The organism is Streptomyces tsukubensis (assembly GCF_003932715.1).
GTDB lineage: Bacteria > Actinomycetota > Actinomycetes > Streptomycetales > Streptomycetaceae > Streptomyces > Streptomyces tsukubensis.
This window is the reverse complement of sequence record NZ_CP020700.1, coordinates 1,859,404-1,874,671: the sequence shown is the minus strand read 5'-3', so window position 1 is coordinate 1,874,671 and position 15,268 is coordinate 1,859,404. Positions and strand designations below refer to the sequence as shown.

12 protein-coding genes are annotated in these 15,268 nt (G+C 70.7%); 10 read left to right on the top strand and 2 right to left on the bottom strand.

The window, feature by feature from the left end; genetic code table 11:
* Window positions 1-6 precede the first annotated feature (6 nt).
* The 6 genes from ftsZ (at window position 7) to B7R87_RS06845 (ending at window position 5,094) form a co-directional block, all read left to right on the top strand.
* The gene (ftsZ, locus tag B7R87_RS06870; protein ID WP_006349798.1) at window positions 7-1,203 is read left to right on the top strand and encodes a cell division protein FtsZ; all 1,197 of its coding nucleotides are present in this window, start codon (window positions 7-9) and stop codon (window positions 1,201-1,203) included.
* A complete protein-coding gene (gene pgeF, locus B7R87_RS06865; RefSeq protein ID WP_006349799.1) occupies window positions 1,200-1,964 on the top strand; it encodes a peptidoglycan editing factor PgeF in 765 nt (254 codons plus the stop codon). The genes ftsZ and pgeF overlap by 4 nt, the downstream gene beginning before the upstream one ends.
* Complete coding sequence (locus tag B7R87_RS06860; RefSeq protein ID WP_006349800.1) at window positions 1,961-2,683, top strand: YggS family pyridoxal phosphate-dependent enzyme; 723 nt, start codon at window positions 1,961-1,963, stop codon at window positions 2,681-2,683. The genes pgeF and B7R87_RS06860 overlap by 4 nt, the downstream gene beginning before the upstream one ends.
* Window positions 2,684-2,826: 143 nt before the next feature.
* The gene (locus B7R87_RS06855; protein ID WP_006349801.1) at window positions 2,827-3,447 is read left to right on the top strand and encodes a cell division protein SepF; all 621 of its coding nucleotides are present in this window, start codon (window positions 2,827-2,829) and stop codon (window positions 3,445-3,447) included.
* A gap of 71 nt (window positions 3,448-3,518) precedes the next feature.
* Entirely contained in the window at window positions 3,519-3,809 is a 291-nt protein-coding gene (locus B7R87_RS06850) for a YggT family protein (protein WP_006349802.1), read from the top strand.
* A 64-nt stretch (window positions 3,810-3,873) separates the two neighbouring features.
* Window positions 3,874-5,094: a DivIVA domain-containing protein gene (locus B7R87_RS06845; RefSeq protein ID WP_006349803.1), complete on the top strand. Its 1,221-nt coding sequence runs from the start codon at window positions 3,874-3,876 to the stop codon at window positions 5,092-5,094.
* Window positions 5,095-5,544: 450 nt separating this feature from the next.
* Here the strand turns inward: B7R87_RS06845 and ileS are convergent, their stop codons facing one another.
* Entirely contained in the window at window positions 5,545-8,682 is a 3,138-nt protein-coding gene (gene ileS, locus B7R87_RS06840) for an isoleucine--tRNA ligase (RefSeq protein ID WP_006349804.1), read from the bottom strand.
* A gap of 605 nt (window positions 8,683-9,287) precedes the next feature.
* On the opposite strand from ileS, the gene B7R87_RS06835 reads away from it, so the two are divergent.
* The 4 genes from B7R87_RS06835 (at window position 9,288) to B7R87_RS06820 (ending at window position 14,171) form a co-directional block, all read left to right on the top strand.
* On the top strand, window positions 9,288-10,052 hold the full coding sequence (locus tag B7R87_RS06835) for a TraR/DksA family transcriptional regulator (RefSeq protein WP_040916569.1): 765 nt from the start codon (window positions 9,288-9,290) through the stop codon (window positions 10,050-10,052).
* A 55-nt stretch (window positions 10,053-10,107) separates the two neighbouring features.
* Window positions 10,108-10,677 (top strand): signal peptidase II, encoded by a 570-nt coding sequence (gene lspA / locus B7R87_RS06830; RefSeq protein WP_006349806.1) that lies wholly within the window; start codon window positions 10,108-10,110, stop codon window positions 10,675-10,677.
* A 64-nt stretch (window positions 10,678-10,741) separates the two neighbouring features.
* Window positions 10,742-11,683, top strand: a complete 942-nt coding sequence (locus B7R87_RS06825) for an RluA family pseudouridine synthase (protein ID WP_006349807.1) — start codon at window positions 10,742-10,744, stop codon at window positions 11,681-11,683.
* A gap of 901 nt (window positions 11,684-12,584) precedes the next feature.
* Window positions 12,585-14,171 (top strand): Na+/H+ antiporter, encoded by a 1,587-nt coding sequence (locus B7R87_RS06820; RefSeq protein WP_130584554.1) that lies wholly within the window; start codon window positions 12,585-12,587, stop codon window positions 14,169-14,171.
* A gap of 11 nt (window positions 14,172-14,182) precedes the next feature.
* On the opposite strand, the gene B7R87_RS06815 is transcribed toward B7R87_RS06820, so the two are convergent.
* Window positions 14,183-15,268 (bottom strand): mechanosensitive ion channel family protein, encoded by a 1,086-nt coding sequence (locus B7R87_RS06815; protein WP_006349810.1) that lies wholly within the window; start codon window positions 15,266-15,268, stop codon window positions 14,183-14,185.

The following is a 15,268-nucleotide window of genomic DNA, read 5'->3' as shown; positions in this document are numbered from 1 at the left end:
TTCGACGTGGCAGCACCGCAGAACTACCTCGCAGTCATCAAGGTCATCGGTGTCGGCGGCGGTGGTGTCAATGCCATCAACCGAATGATCGAGGTCGGCCTCAAGGGCGTCGAGTTCATCGCGATCAACACCGATGCCCAGGCACTGTTGATGAGCGACGCCGACGTCAAGCTGGACGTCGGCCGCGAACTGACCCGGGGGCTCGGCGCCGGCGCCAACCCGGCCGTCGGCCGCAAGGCCGCCGAGGACCACCGCGAGGAGATCGAAGAGGTCCTCAAGGGGGCCGACATGGTCTTCGTCACCGCAGGCGAGGGCGGTGGCACCGGCACCGGCGGCGCCCCCGTCGTGGCCAATATCGCCCGCTCGCTGGGCGCCCTGACGATCGGTGTGGTCACCCGCCCGTTCACCTTCGAGGGCCGCCGCCGGGCGAACCAGGCCGAGGACGGCATCGCCGAACTCCGCGAAGAGGTCGACACCCTCATCGTCATCCCCAACGACCGGCTGCTGTCCATCTCGGACCGCCAGGTCAGCGTGCTGGACGCGTTCAAGTCCGCCGACCAGGTGTTGCTGTCCGGCGTCCAGGGCATCACCGACCTCATCACCACGCCCGGTCTGATCAACCTCGACTTCGCCGACGTCAAGTCCGTGATGTCCGAGGCCGGATCGGCGCTGATGGGCATCGGTTCCGCCCGCGGCGACGACCGTGCGGTGGCCGCGGCGGAGATGGCGATCTCCTCGCCGCTGCTGGAGGCCTCCATCGACGGCGCCCGCGGTGTGCTGCTCTCCATCTCCGGCGGCTCCGACCTCGGCCTCTTCGAGATCAACGAGGCCGCGCAGCTGGTCAGCGAGGCCGCGCACCCCGAGGCGAACATCATCTTCGGCGCGGTCATCGACGACGCGCTCGGGGACGAGGTCCGGGTCACCGTGATCGCGGCCGGGTTCGACGGCGGCCAGCCGCCCGCCCGCCGTGACAACGTCCTCGGCTCCTCCTCGGCCAAGCGCGACGAGCCGGCCCCGGTCTCCCGCCCGGCCGAGACCTCCCGTCCCTCCGGGCTCGGCACCGTACCGGTGCGCGAAGAGTCCAAGGCCGCTGAGCCGGTCCCGGTGGCCGAGCCCGTCGGCCAGGCCCCGCAGGTGCCGTCGACCCGTTCCTACACCGACGCCTCCGCCGAAGAGCTGGACGTGCCGGACTTCCTGAAGTGACCGTGCGGCACGGCGCGATACACGAGAACGGCGCGCACTTCGCCTTCACCGACCGGTGGGGCGGGGTGAGCGCCGTTCCGTACGAGGAGCTGAATCTCGGCGGCGCGGTCGGTGACGACCCCGAGGCCGTACGGACCAACCGGGCGATCGCGGCGAAGGAACTGGGCCTCGATCCGGAGCTGGTGGTCTGGATGAACCAGGTGCACGGCCGCGAGGTCGCCGTGGTCGAAGGACCCTGGGCGGAGGGACCGGTTCCGGCAGTGGACGCGGTGGTGACCGCCCGCCGGGGACTCGCCCTCGCCGTACTGACCGCCGACTGCGTACCGGTCCTGCTGGCCGATCCGGTCGCGGGTGTCGTGGGGGCGGCGCACGCGGGCCGCCCCGGAATGGTCGCCGGAGTCGTCCCCGCCGCGGTCGAGGCGATGGTCTCCCTCGGCGCCAGGCCCGAGCGGATCACCGCCCGGACGGGTCCCGCGGTCTGCGGGCGCTGCTACGAAGTGCCCGAGGAGATGCGGGCCGGGGTCGCCGAGGTCGAACCCGCAGCCTTCGCCACCACGAGCCGGGGCACTCCGGCCGTGGACGTGGCCGCCGGCGTCCACGCCCAACTGGCCCGGCTCGGGATCACGGACCGTCAGGACATGGGCGTCTGCACCCTGGAGTCCCGGGACCACTTTTCGTACCGGAGGGACCGTATGACCGGACGGCTCGCCGGATATGTCTGGATCGGACGGCCGGACGGGCCCGGGAGGGAAGCAACATGACGGATCGCCGGGCCGAACTGGCCGAGAATCTGGCCGCGGTGGAGGAACGTATCGCCGCTGCCTGTGCGGCCGCCGGACGCCCGCGCGGCGAAGTGACGCTCATCGTCGTCACCAAGACGTACCCCGCGAGCGACGTACGGATCCTGCACGAACTGGGCGTACGCCATGTGGCGGAGAACCGCGATCAGGACGCCGCACCCAAGGCCGCTGCCTGTGCGGATCTCGACCTCACCTGGCACTTCGTCGGACAGTTGCAGACCAATAAGGTCCGTTCTGTTGCGCAATATGCGGACTTTGTGCAGTCCGTGGACCGGGTAAGACTTGTCACAGCGCTGGCCGGAGCGGCGGAGCGGAGCGGCCGGGAGATCGGCTGTCTGATCCAGGTCGCCCTCGACGCCGGTGAGGGTGCCGCCCGCGGTGAGCGCGGCGGCGTCGCGCCGGGCGGGATCGAGGAGTTGGCGGCCGCGGTGGCGGCCGCCCCGGGACTCCGGCTCGGGGGTCTGATGACCGTCGCGCCGCTGGCCGGACCCTATGCCGGACGGCCGCGGGCCGCCTTCGACCGGCTGACGGAATTCTCATCGGGCCTGCGCGCGGGGCATCCTGCTGCGAACATGGTGTCCGCGGGGATGAGTGCGGACCTCGAAGAGGCCGTGGCGGCCGGAGCGACACATGTACGCGTCGGCACCGCGGTGCTCGGAGTCCGTCCCCGGCTCGGGTAACGTCGCGAAGCAGGTCGGACCACAGCAGAAAATATGGTCATTCCCGTCAATAAGCGGGCATGCCACGTGGATCGCGGGCACTTGGTGACACTGCACTATCGGCGGCACAAGGCGATCCACCACAGAGCGGAGGACTCAGAGCAATGGCCGGCGCGATGCGCAAGATGGCGGTCTACCTCGGCCTCGTGGAGGACGATGGGTACGACGGCCGGGGTTTCGACCCCGACGACGACTTCGAACCCGAGCCGGAGCCCGAGCGGGAGCACCGGCGGCACCAGCCCCCGCACCAGATGGAGCGCGAGGAGCCGGTGCGCGTGGTGCAACCCCCCGCGCCCCGCGAGCCGGTGGCGCACGTGGCGCCTCCGCTGCCTGCCGAGAGCGGGCGTCCGGCCCGTATCGCCCCCGTGGCATCCATCACACCTGAACGTCCGAGCCTGGAGAAGAACGCACCGGTGATCATGCCCAAGGTCGTGTCCGAGCGGGAGCCGTACCGCATCACCACGTTGCACCCCCGGACCTACAACGAGGCCCGTACCATCGGGGAACACTTCCGTGAGGGCACTCCGGTGATCATGAATCTCACGGAGATGGACGACACCGATGCAAAGCGACTTGTCGACTTTGCCGCCGGTCTGGTCTTCGGCCTCCACGGGAGTATTGAGCGGGTGACCCAGAAGGTCTTCCTCCTGTCTCCTGCTAACGTCGACGTCACGGCGGAGGACAAGGCCCGCATCGCAGAGGGCGGATTCTTCAACCAGAGCTGAGAAACACGCCGTCGGGACAACCCCGGCCGGGAGGCCGGGTCACGTGAGCACAGGGGAGAGGGAAGCACGGCATGGGCGTAGCACTGCAGGTGGTCTACATCGCGTTGGTGTGCTTCCTGGTCGTGCTGTTCTTCCGGTTGGTCATGGACTACGTCTTCCAGTTCGCTCGTTCATGGCAACCCGGGAAGGTGATGGTGGTCCTCCTTGAGGCCACCTACACTGTCACCGATCCACCACTCAAGCTTCTTCGGCGGTTCATCCCGCCGTTGCGTTTCGGGGGCGTGGCACTCGACCTGTCCTTCTTCGTTCTGATGATCATCGTCTACATCCTGATCTCCATCGTGGGACGTTTCGCGGGGTGAACGGGGTAACTGTGGACGATACGGTCTTGCCGACTGCCGACGACTACGTAGAGGTGAAGAAGAGATGCCGCTGACCCCCGAGGACGTGCGGAACAAGCAGTTCACGACCGTCCGACTCCGAGAAGGCTATGACGAGGACGAGGTCGATGCCTTTCTCGACGAGGTCGAGGGCGAACTGACCCGCCTGCTCCGCGAGAACGAGGACCTGCGCGCCAAGCTGGCGGCGGCGACCCGTGCGGCGGCGCAGAACCAGCAGCAGGGCATGCGCAAGGGGCCCGAGCCCCAGGACGCCCGGCCGGGAGGTCCGGTGCCCGCTGCCATATCCGGACCCCCGGTGCAGCAGCAGCCGCAGCAGATGGGTCCCCCCCAGCTGCCCGGCGGTGCTCCGCAGCTGCCTGCCGGTCCCAGTCACGGCGGCCCCAACCACGGTGGTCCGAACCACGGCGGCCCCAACCACGGCGGCCCGATGCAGGGCGGTCCGATGGGCGGCCCCGGTCAGATGCAGGGCGGCCCCATGGGCGGTCCGCAGATGGGCGGAATGCAGGGCGGTCCCATGCAGGGCGGCCCGATGCAGGGCGGTCAGATGCAGGGCGGTCCGATGGGCGGCCCCGGTCAGATGCAGGGCGGCCCCATGGGTGGCCACCCGCAGCAGATGCCCGGTCAGGGCCCCGGTGGCGACAGTGCCGCGCGGGTGCTCTCGCTGGCGCAGCAGACCGCCGACCAGGCGATCGCGGAGGCCCGTTCCGAGGCCAACAAGATCGTCGGCGAGGCTCGTTCGCGCGCCGAGGGCCTGGAGCGGGACGCCCGTGCCAAGGCCGATGCGCTGGAGCGGGACGCCCAGGAGAAGCACCGCGTCGCGATGGGCTCGCTGGAGTCGGCCCGGGCCACGCTGGAGCGTAAGGTCGAGGACCTGCGCGGCTTCGAGCGCGAGTACCGCACCCGTCTGAAGTCGTACCTGGAGAGCCAGCTGCGTCAGTTGGAGACCCAGGCCGACGACTCGCTCGCCCCGCCGCGGACCCCGGCTGCCGCCTCGCTGCCGCCGGCCCCCTCGATGGCCTCCGCCGGAGCGCCCTCGATGGGTCACTCCAGCCATTCGAGTCACTCGATGGGCAGCGGTCCTTCGATGGGCTCCCCGATGAGCGGTGGTCCGTCCTACGGCGGTCAGCAGCAGATGGCGCCCGCGATGACCCAGCCGATGGCTCCGGTCCGCCCGCAGGCTCCGCAGCCGATGCAGCAGGCGCCGTCGCCGATGCGCGGTTTCCTGATCGACGAGGACGACAACTGACGGGGCGGCGCTCGGTGCCGAGCGCATAGCTCGTCGGCAGTCAGCACCACAAGGGCCGGGCCCGGACATCCGTCCGGGCCCGGCCCTTTGGTGTGCCCGGATGTCCTGCGGGCGGCGATACGGAAACGCCGTACTCCCCACCGGACGGTGGGGAGTACGGCGTTCCGGTGCCGGGGCAACGGCCCCGGGGGTAGGCCCCCGGCCGGGGCGGACGGTCCGGGCCCGTGCGGGCCCTGGGGTCCGGGGCCCCGGGTTCGAGCCCGGGGCCCGGCTCGCCGGGGCCGTGCGGACCGCCGCCCGGACGGTCCCGGCGGCGCGATCCGGTCCCGGGACCCCGGGTTCGGGACCGTGGAGTCGTGGCTCGGAGGGCCGGGAACCCGGTCGGATCCTGTTGCCGAGGGGTACCCGGTGGCCGGGCCCCTGCCGGGCCCGGCCACCAGGGACCCGAGGTCAGACCTTGCGCAGGTGGAAGGTGAGCCCGAGGGATTCGTCGGTGAAGGCCGGGCCGTACGAAGCGTCCGGCGCGGCGCCCGCGAAGGACGTCGCGAGGACCTCGTCCGCGATCAGCGCGGCGTGCTCGTCCAGCGCCCGTACCGTCTCGTCCTGCGGTGACGTCCACACCACCGCGATCCGGTCCGCGACATCGAGACCGCTGTTCTTACGGGCCTCCTGGATGAGCCGGATCGCATCCCGGGCCAGACCGGCGAGCCGCAGCTCGGGCGTGATCTCCAGGTCCAGGGCGACGGTGGCGCCCGAATCCGATGCCACGGACCAGCCCTCGCGCGGGGTCTCGGTGATGAACACCTCGTCCGGGGTCAGGGTGATGGTCTCGCCCTCGACCTCCAGCGTCGCCTCGCCGCCGCGCAGGGCCAGGGCCAGCGCGGCCGCGTCGGTCTCCGCGACCGCCCGGGCCACCGCCTGCACCCCCTTGCCGAACCGCTTGCCCAGCGCCCGGAAGTTCGCCTTGGCCGTGGTGTCGACCAGCGAACCGCCGACCTCGGCGAGCGACGCCAGCGACGAGACGTTCAGCTCCTCGGTGATCTGCGCGTGCAGTTCGGGGGAGAGCGCCTCGAAACCGGTCGCCGCCACCAGTGCGCGCGACAGCGGCTGCCGGGTCTTGACCCCCGACTCCGCGCGGGTCGCCCGGCCCAGCTCGACCAGCCGCCGTACCAGCACCATCTGCCGGGACAGCTCCGGGTCGACGGCCGAGCCGTCGGCCTCCGGCCAGTCCGTCAGATGCACCGAACCGGGCGCGCCCGGGGTGACCGGGACGACCAGGTCCTGCCAGACCCGCTCGGTGATGAACGGCGTCAGCGGGGCCATCAGCCGCGTCACCGTCTCGACGACCTCGTGCAGGGTGCGCAGCGCGGCCGCGTCGCCCTGCCAGAAGCGGCGCCGCGAACGGCGTACGTACCAGTTCGACAGATCGTCGACGAAGGACGACAGCAGCTTTCCGGCGCGCTGGGTGTCGTACCCCTCCATCGCGTCCGTGACCTGCTCGATCAGGGTGTTCAGCTCGCCGAGCAGCCAGCGGTCCAGCACCGGGCGGTCGGCCGGCGCCGGGTCGGCGGCGGACGGGGCCCAGCCCGCGGTGCGGGCGTACAGCGCCTGGAAGGCGACGGTGTTCCAGTAGGTGAGGAGGGTCTTGCGGACCACTTCCTGGATCGTGGAGTGCCCCACGCGCCGGGCCGACCAGGGCGAACCGCCCGCGGCCATGAACCAGCGGACCGCATCCGCGCCGTGCTGGTCCATCAGCGGGATCGGCTGGAGGATATTGCCCAGGTGCTTGGACATCTTCCGGCCGTCCTCGGCGAGGATATGCCCGAGGCAGACCACGTTCTCGTACGACGACTTGTCGAAGACCAGGGTGCCGACCGCCATCAGCGTGTAGAACCAGCCGCGGGTCTGGTCGATGGCCTCGGAGATGAACTGCGCCGGGTAGCGCTTCTCGAAGAGTTCCTTGTTGTGGTACGGGTAGCCCCACTGCGCGAACGGCATGGACCCGGCGTCGTACCAGGCGTCGATGACCTCGGGCACCCGGGTCGCCGTACCGGCGCACTGCGGGCAGTCGAAGGTGACGTCGTCGATGAACGGGCGGTGCGGGTCCAGTTCCGACTGGTCGCTGCCGGTCAGCTCGGAGAGTTCGGCGCGCGAGCCGACACAGGTGAGGTGGCCCTCTTCGCAGCGCCAGATCGGCAGCGGGGTGCCCCAGTAGCGGTTGCGGGAGAGCGCCCAGTCGATGTTGTTGTTGAGCCAGTCGCCGAAGCGGCCGTGCTTCACCGAGTCCGGGAACCAGTTGGTGTTCTCGTTCTCCTCGATCAGCCGGTCCTTGACCGCGGTGGTGCGGATGTACCACGACGGCTGGGCGTAGTAGAGGAGAGCGGTGTGGCAGCGCCAGCAGTGCGGGTAGCTGTGCTCGTACGGCAGATGCCGGAAGAGCAGCCCGCGGGCGCCGAGATCGGCGGTCAGCGTCTCGTCGGCCTTCTTGAAGAAGACCCCGCCGACCAGCGGCAGGTCCTCCTCGAAGGTGCCGTCGGGGCGGACCGGGTTGACCACCGGCAGACCGTAGGCACGGCAGACCTTGAGGTCGTCCTCACCGAAGGCCGGGGACTGGTGGACCAGGCCCGTACCGTCCTCGGTGGTCACATAGTCGGCGTTGACCACGAAGTGCGCGGGCGCCGGGAACTCCACCAGGTCGAAGGGGCGCCGGTACGTCCACCGCTCCATCTCGGCGCCGGTGAACGACTGCCCGGTCGGCTCCCAGCCCTCGCCCAGCGCCTTGGCCAGCAGCGGCTCGGCGACGACGACCTTCTCCGTGCCGTCGGTCGCGACGGTGTAGGTGACGTCCGGGTGGGCGGCGACGGCGGTGTTCGACACCAGGGTCCACGGGGTCGTCGTCCACACCAGCAGCGAGGCCTCGCCCGCCAGCGGGCCGGAGGTCAGCGGGAAGCGGACATAGACCGAAGGGTCGACGACCGTCTCGTACCCCTGCGCCAGCTCGTGGTCGGACAGCCCCGTACCGCAGCGGGGGCACCACGGCGCGACCCGGTGGTCCTGCACCAGCAGGCCCTTGTCGAAGATCTGCTTCAGCGACCACCAGACGGAGTCGATGTACTCCGGCTTCATCGTCCAGTAGGCGTCGTCGAGGTCGACCCAGTAGCCCATGCGCTCGGTCAGCTCGGCGAAGGCGTCGGTGTGCCGGGTCACCGACTCACGGCATTTGGCGTTGAACTCGGCGATGCCGTACGCCTCGATGTCCTGCTTGCCGGAGAAGCCCAGCTCCTTCTCGACGGCCAGCTCCACGGGCAGGCCGTGGCAGTCCCAGCCGGCCTTCCGGGCGACGTGGTAGCCGCGCATCGTACGGAAGCGGGGGAAGACGTCCTTGAAGACGCGGGCCTCGATGTGGTGCGCGCCGGGCATGCCGTTGGCGGTCGGGGGGCCCTCGTAGAAGACCCACTCCGGGCGGCCCTCGGAGCGGGCGAGGCTCTGGGCGAAGACCTTGTTCTCGCGCCAGAAGTCGAGCACGGCGTGCTCCAGCGCGGGCAGATCGACCTGGGCGGGCACCGGGCGGTACTGCGGGGGTGTCATGGGCGAACTCCTCCGGCGGACAGATTCTCTTCCGTCGGAGGGACGAGAGCCTGCGGCTCCCGCGGTACCACCCTCCTTGGCGGCGCACAGCGCGCCGCCCCCTCATTGGGGTCGCGAGGCCGGGTCTAACAGCCGCACGGGACGGGCCCGCGGCTTTCTTCCGGCAGCTCCGGGGTGATCCTTCACGCCGCGCTCGCCCCCGGGCTCGCACCGTCCCCGGGTCGCTCATGGCTGCGTACGACGCTACTCGTCCCCATCCAAGCCTTTCGCTCCGCCCAGTGTACGGGTTCCCGGGCGCCCTTTCCGTTGCCTTTCCGGCGGGCTCCGCCGGGGGGCTGTCCCCTGTGCCGGGTAGGGCTCCGGGCAGGGTCCCTGGCAGCGTCCGAGGCTGACCCGAACGGTCCAGACCGGCCGGTACGGCGGCCGGGGCGCCGCCGCGCGGCGGATTACCCGGCGGAGAGCCGGGCACAACGGATGCAGGTCCGTCTCGCCCGCTCCGGGGCGGCCCCGAAGGCGGCGTGCCCCGTTTGCCGCGGGACCTGGGTCGATTTATCGTCCCAGCACGATTCGCGTGCAAGATCACAGTATGTGAAGGGGCCGCGGCCATGGTGGCGAAGAAGACCGCTGCGAAGAAAACCGCTGCGCCCGGAGCCGCGGCGGAGGAGCAGCAGGAGGAGGCTCCCGCGAAGAAGACGGCACCGGCGAAGAAGACGGCCGAGAAGGCCGTGAAAAAGGCTGCCGAGAAGGCCGTGAAGAAGGTCGCCGCGAAGAAGACGGCACCGGGGCCGGCGAAAGCGGCCGAGGCTGCGAAGACCGCGAAGACCGCGAAAACAGTTAAAACCGCTAAAACAGTTAAAACTGCGAAGAAGGCTGCGAAAAAGACAGGAGCCAGGACAGTGGGAGCGAAGAAGACCGTGGCCGTCGGAGAGAGCCCCACCGCGGTGCCCACCGCCCGCGCGGCGGCCGCACCCGCCGAGGAGCTGGTGGTACGGCCCGGTGAGGAGCCGTGGACCCCCGAGGAAGTCGCCGAGGCCCGCGCCGTACTCACGGCGGACATCGCCCGGCTCAACGCAGAGCGGACCGCCTCCGAGGCGGCCCTGGCCGGACTGATGCGGGACTCCGGCAACGGCGCGGGCGACGACGACGCCGACACCGGCACCAAGAACATCACCCGCGAGCACGAGCTGGCCCTGGCGGCGAACGCCCGCGAAACGCTGGAACAGACCGAGCGGGCCCTGCTGCGGCTCGACGCCGGGACCTACGGGATCTGCGAGAACTGCGGTAAGCCCATCGGGAAGGCCCGGATGCAGGCCTTCCCGCGGGCCACGCTCTGTGTGGAGTGCAAGCAGAAGCAGGAGCGGCGGGGCTGAGCCCACGGGCGTGACGTACCCTCGTGGACACATTGACCTAGGTTGAGGGACACACGTGGCAGAGGCGGAGCGCATCATCGGTACGCCGGACAACGAAGCCGAGGCCGGCGAGGCGGCGGCCCCCGCCGAGCAGCCCAAGGGCCGGCGCAGGATCGCCGTACTCCTCGGTGTCGCGGTGGTCGCCTATCTGATCGACCTGATCAGCAAGACCATTGTGGTGGCCGAGCTGGAGCACCGGCCGTCCGTCGAGATCATCGGCGATCTGCTGAAGTTCACGGCGGTACGGAACCCGGGCGCCGCGTTCGGCATCGGCGAGGCCTTCACCGTGATCTTCACCGCCATCGCGGCCGTGGTGATCATCGTGATCGTCCGGCTGGCCCGGAAGCTCTACAGCCTCCCCTGGGCCATCGCACTCGGACTGCTCCTCGGCGGCGCGCTCGGCAATCTCACCGACCGGATCTTCCGGTCCCCCGGGGTCTTCAAGGGCGCCGTCGTCGACTTCATCGCCCCCGCGCACTTCGCCGTCTTCAACCTGGCCGACACCGCGATCGTCTGCGGCGGCATCCTCATCGTCATCCTCTCCTTCCGCGGTCTCGACCCCGACGGGACCGTCCACAAGGACTGAGCGGGCCCCGCCTCGGACGCCCGGCGGTCCATCCCGGCCCGCCGGGCAAGGCATACTCGGACGGGTGAGTACGCTTCCCGAGATCCGCACCCTGCCCGTACCGGACGGCCTGGAAGGCGAGCGCGTCGACGCCGCCATCTCCCGGATGTTCGGTTTCTCCCGTACGAAGGCGGCGGAGCTCGCCGCCGCGGGGAAGGTGCAGGTCGACGGTGCCGTGGTCGGCAAAAGCGAGCGGGTTCACGGCGGCGCCTGGCTGGAGGTCGAGATGCCGCAGGCGGCCGCACCCGTACAGATCGTGGCCGAGCCCGTCGAAGGCATGGAGATCGTCCACGACGACGACGACATCGTGGTGATCGTCAAGCCCGTCGGGGTCGCCGCGCACCCCAGCCCCGGCTGGACCGGCCCGACCGTGATCGGCGGGCTCGCCGCCGCGGGCTACCGGATCTCCACCTCCGGCGCCGCCGAGCGGCAGGGCATCGTGCACCGGCTCGACGTCGGCACCAGCGGGCTGATGGTCGTCGCCAAGTCCGAGCGGGCGTACACCCTGCTGAAGCAGCAGTTCCGGGAGCGTACCGTCGACAAGCGCTACCACGCGCTGGTCCAGGGACACCCGGACCCCATGAGCGGCACGATCGACGCCCCCATCGGACGGCACCCCAACCACGACTACAAGTGGGCCGTGACCGCGGACGGCAAGCCCTCGGTCACCCACTACGACCTGATGGAGGCCTTCCGGGCGGCCTCCCTGCTGGACATCAAGCTGGAGACCGGCCGCACCCACCAGATCCGGGTCCATATGTCCGCGCACCGGCACCCCTGCGTGGGCGACCTCACCTACGGCGCCGACCCGACCATGGCGAAGCGGCTCGGCCTCACCCGGCAGTGGCTGCACGCGGTACGGCTGGGCTTCGAGCACCCGTCGGACGGGCGCTGGGTCGAGTACGCGAGCGGATACCCGGACGACTTGCAGTCGGCGCTGGACCGTATCGCAGCCGAGAGCGCGTAGCGCTCACCATTCAGGGGTCCGGGCCCCGGGGGTGTTCGTTTCCCGCGGGGTGCGGGCGCTCCTGCGCCTCAAACGCCGGCGGGGCTGAAAGATGGGTGACCGTTGCTCCGTGGTGTAGGCGCGGGGTCGTGTCGGGTGCGGGTGGGTCGGTGGCCTCCGGGCTCACCTCCTCGCGGCCTGCGATGCACTGCCCTCCGGTAAACCGTGCTTGTCGCAGGCCACTGCGGGGGCGACCCTGCACCCCCCTCCCACGTGATCCCGACCTGATCAGGCCGCGAGGTCCCGGGAGTTGTCGCGCGTCACCGAGGGGAGGAATCTCTCCTGATCACCGCCCCGGAAGACACCACCCCCTCGGGGCACAGGCACACCCTGATCTGCGGGGACCACTCGGCGGGTGACCGGGCGGACTCGTTCCCCCCCGGGGTCAAGTCGGGGTGATCTCCGGAGGGGGGTGCAGGGTCGCCCCCGCTGGGGGTACCCCCAAAGGCAGCTTTGGGGGAGGGCGACATGACCGGACGCGCTTCGGTCCGGCGCATCGCCCGTGGCGAGGAGGTGAGCCCGGAGGCCCACGACCTGGCCGCACCAGGCAAGACCGGTGCCCTACCCCACGGAGTAACGCAACCCGACCACCGGAGGGGCCGCACACCGCAGGGGCGGCAAGGACGCGTACCTGGGGGCGCTGGGGGTCCCCCCATTGCCGAAGGCATAGGGGGCGGAACTGCGCGACCAGCCTCCACCGGCCGAGGCCGGACACGCAACCGTAACCAACAACGGCGCGCCCCGCCCCCGGGGCCCGCGCCCTCGGCGGGGCCCGCACCCCAGGGCGACACGACCCGGGAGGAAACCGGCATAGCGGAGCGAACATGTCACCCTGGGGGCGTCGTCGGTCCGGAGGGGGCGTGTGGAGCAGGTCGCCTTGGTGTTGGGGCTCATGTTCGGGGCCGTCGTGACCGTCCCCCTCGGGGACCGGCTCGACCTTCCCGCGCCCGTGCTGATGACTCTCATCGGCGCGGGCGTCGCGTTCCTCCCCTTCGTACCGAACGTCGACATCCCGCCCGAGTTCATCCTGCCGCTCGTACTGCCGCCCCTGCTCTACGCGGCGGTGCAGCGCACCTCGTGGCGGCAGTTCACCGCCAATCTCCGGGCGATCCTGCTGCTCGCGGTCGCCCTGGTCTTCGTGACGACGGCCGCGGTCGCGTTCGTCGTGAACGCGCTCGTCCCCGGACTGCCCATCGCCGCCGCGGTCGCGCTCGGCGCCCTGGTCGCACCCCCGGACCCGGTCGCCGCGACCGCCGTCGCGGGGCGGCTGGGGCTGCCCCGGCGGCTGGTGTCGACCCTGGAGGGCGAGGGGCTGTTCAACGACGTCACGGCGATCGTGCTGTACCACGTGGCGATCGCCGCCGCGGTCACCGGCTCCTTCTCGCTGCCGTCGGCGGCCTGGCAGCTCGTGCTGTCGGCGGTCGTCGCCATCGCGGTCGGCGTCGCCACCGGCTGGCTGTCCAACCGGCTGATGGGCTATCTGGGGGATGCGACGCTCCAGGTGGGGCTCACCCTGATGGTGCCGTTCGTCAGCTATGTCGTCGCCGAGGAACTGCACGGCTCCGGTGTGCTCGCCGTCCTCACCACCGCACTCTTCCTCGCCGAACACGCGGCCGACGCGGACGACGTGATGGGACGGCTGGCCGGAAACACCTTCTGGGGCATCGTGGACATCCTGGTCACCGGTGCCGCCTTCGGGCTGATCGGCCTGGAGCTGCGCAATGTCTTCGGCACGGCCGATGGCCATGTGCTGCGGATGCTCGGCTGGGGTGCGATCACCACCGTCGTGGTGATCGGGGTGCGGCTGCTCTGGCTGCTGCCCGCGACCTGGCTGGCCAAGAAACTGCACGGCAAACGCGACTACGACGAGGACATCCCGGTCTCCTGGCGGGAGACCGTCGTCGTGTGGTGGTCGGGGATGAGAGGTGTGGCCTCCGTCGCCCTGGCCCTCGCCATCCCGCTGACCACGGACGACGGCAGCCCCTTTCCGGGCCGGGACGAGATCGTCTTCATCGCCTTCGTGGTGATCCTGTCGACCCTGCTGCTCCAGGGGCTGACCCTGCCCTGGCTGGTCAAACGGCTCGGGGTACGGGCCGACACCGACCAGGAGCGCGAGCTGGAGCACCGGCTGGCGCTGCGCGCCGCGCAGGCCGCCCGGCACCGGCTCAAGGAGATCGAAGAGGTCGAGGAGCTGCCGGAGGAGGTCAGCGAACGGCTGCACCGGACGGCGTACGAGGTGGGGGCGCGCATCAGCCCCGAGCTCATCGACGAGGAACGCCGCGACTTCTACAACCGGCGGGTGGAGCGGCTGCGGACGGTCCAGCGCATCCAGCGGGAGATGCTGTCGGCCGCCCGGCACGAGGTGCTGGCGGCCCGCAGCGAACCGGGCGCCGATCCGGAGATCGTGGACCGGGTGCTCCGGCATCTGGACGTCCGCAGCCTGCGCTGAGCGGGGCGCGTTCAGTCCTCGCCGGAGCGCTGGTGCCCCACGTCCGCCCGGTCCCGCGACGAGCCCGGCGCGGGCACGGTGGCGATCCGGGGCAGGGCGTACGGATGCTCCTCGTACAACCAGGTGATCATCCGCTCCCGTACCTCGCAGCGGATCGTCCACAGATCGTCCGGGTCCTTCGCGGTGACCACGGCCCGGACGAGGATCGTCGACGGGGTGGTGTCGGTGACCGCGAGCGACTGGTCCCGGCGGTCCCACGCCGGATGCTCTCCGACGATCTCGGCGAGCCGCTGCCGCATCAGGCCGACCGGCGCCGAATGGTCCAGATGGAAGAAGACCGAGCCGGTCATCCGGATGCTGCCGCGGGACCAGTTCTCGTACGGTTTCGCGGTGAAGTACGAGACGGGCATGGTGATCCGCCGCTCGTCCCAGGTGCGGACGGTGAGCGCGGTGAGGGTGATCTCCTCGACGATGCCCCACTCCCCGTCGACGACCACCGTGTCCCCGATCCGCACCATGTCGCCGAAGGCGATCTGGAGCCCGGCGAAGAGATTGCCGAGGGTGGACTGGGCGGCGACGCCCGCGACGATGCCGAGGACTCCGGCCGAGGCCAGCATCGAGGCTCCGACGCCCCGCATCGCGGGAAACGTCAGCAGCATCGCCGCACAGGCGACCACACCGACGACGGCGATCACCACCCGCTGGATCAGGGTGACCTGGGTACGGACCCGGCGGACCCGGGCCGGATCGCCGGCCCCGGCCGCGTACCGGCGGTAGGCGGACTCGACGATCGCGGCCGCCACCCGGACCACCAGCCAGGCCGAGGCTCCGATCAGCACCAGCGTCAGCACCTGGCCGATACCGCGCTCGTGGCGCTCCACGATCCCGATGCCGCTCTGCCGGTACGCGCCTCTCAGGAGCGCCGCGCAGAGCACGAACTGGAGCGCGGGGCGGCCGCGGCGCAGCAGTCCCCACAAGGGGGTGTCGGTGTGCCGGTCGTCGGCACGTTTCAACAGGCGGTCGACGGCCCAGCCCACCAGCAGGGTGAGGACGACCGAGCCGCCGATGACGATCCAAGGGCGTAGCGCGTTCTCCAT

Excerpts from the sequence above, each read along its gene's own strand:
- B7R87_RS06855 (WP_006349801.1), top strand. The coding sequence starts at position 2,827 with ATGGCCGGCGCGATGCGCAAGATGGCGGTCTACCTCGGCCTCGTGGAG.
- B7R87_RS06860 (WP_006349800.1), top strand. The coding sequence starts at position 1,961 with ATGACGGATCGCCGGGCCGAACTGGCCGAGAATCTGGCCGCGGTGGAG.
- B7R87_RS06845 (WP_006349803.1), top strand. The coding sequence starts at position 3,874 with ATGCCGCTGACCCCCGAGGACGTGCGGAACAAGCAGTTCACGACCGTC.
- B7R87_RS06815 (WP_006349810.1), bottom strand. The coding sequence starts at position 15,268 with ATGGAGAACGCGCTACGCCCTTGGATCGTCATCGGCGGCTCGGTCGTC.
- B7R87_RS06835 (WP_040916569.1), top strand. The coding sequence starts at position 9,288 with ATGGTGGCGAAGAAGACCGCTGCGAAGAAAACCGCTGCGCCCGGAGCC.
- ileS (WP_006349804.1), bottom strand. The coding sequence starts at position 8,682 with ATGACACCCCCGCAGTACCGCCCGGTGCCCGCCCAGGTCGATCTGCCC.
- B7R87_RS06850 (WP_006349802.1), top strand. The coding sequence starts at position 3,519 with ATGGGCGTAGCACTGCAGGTGGTCTACATCGCGTTGGTGTGCTTCCTG.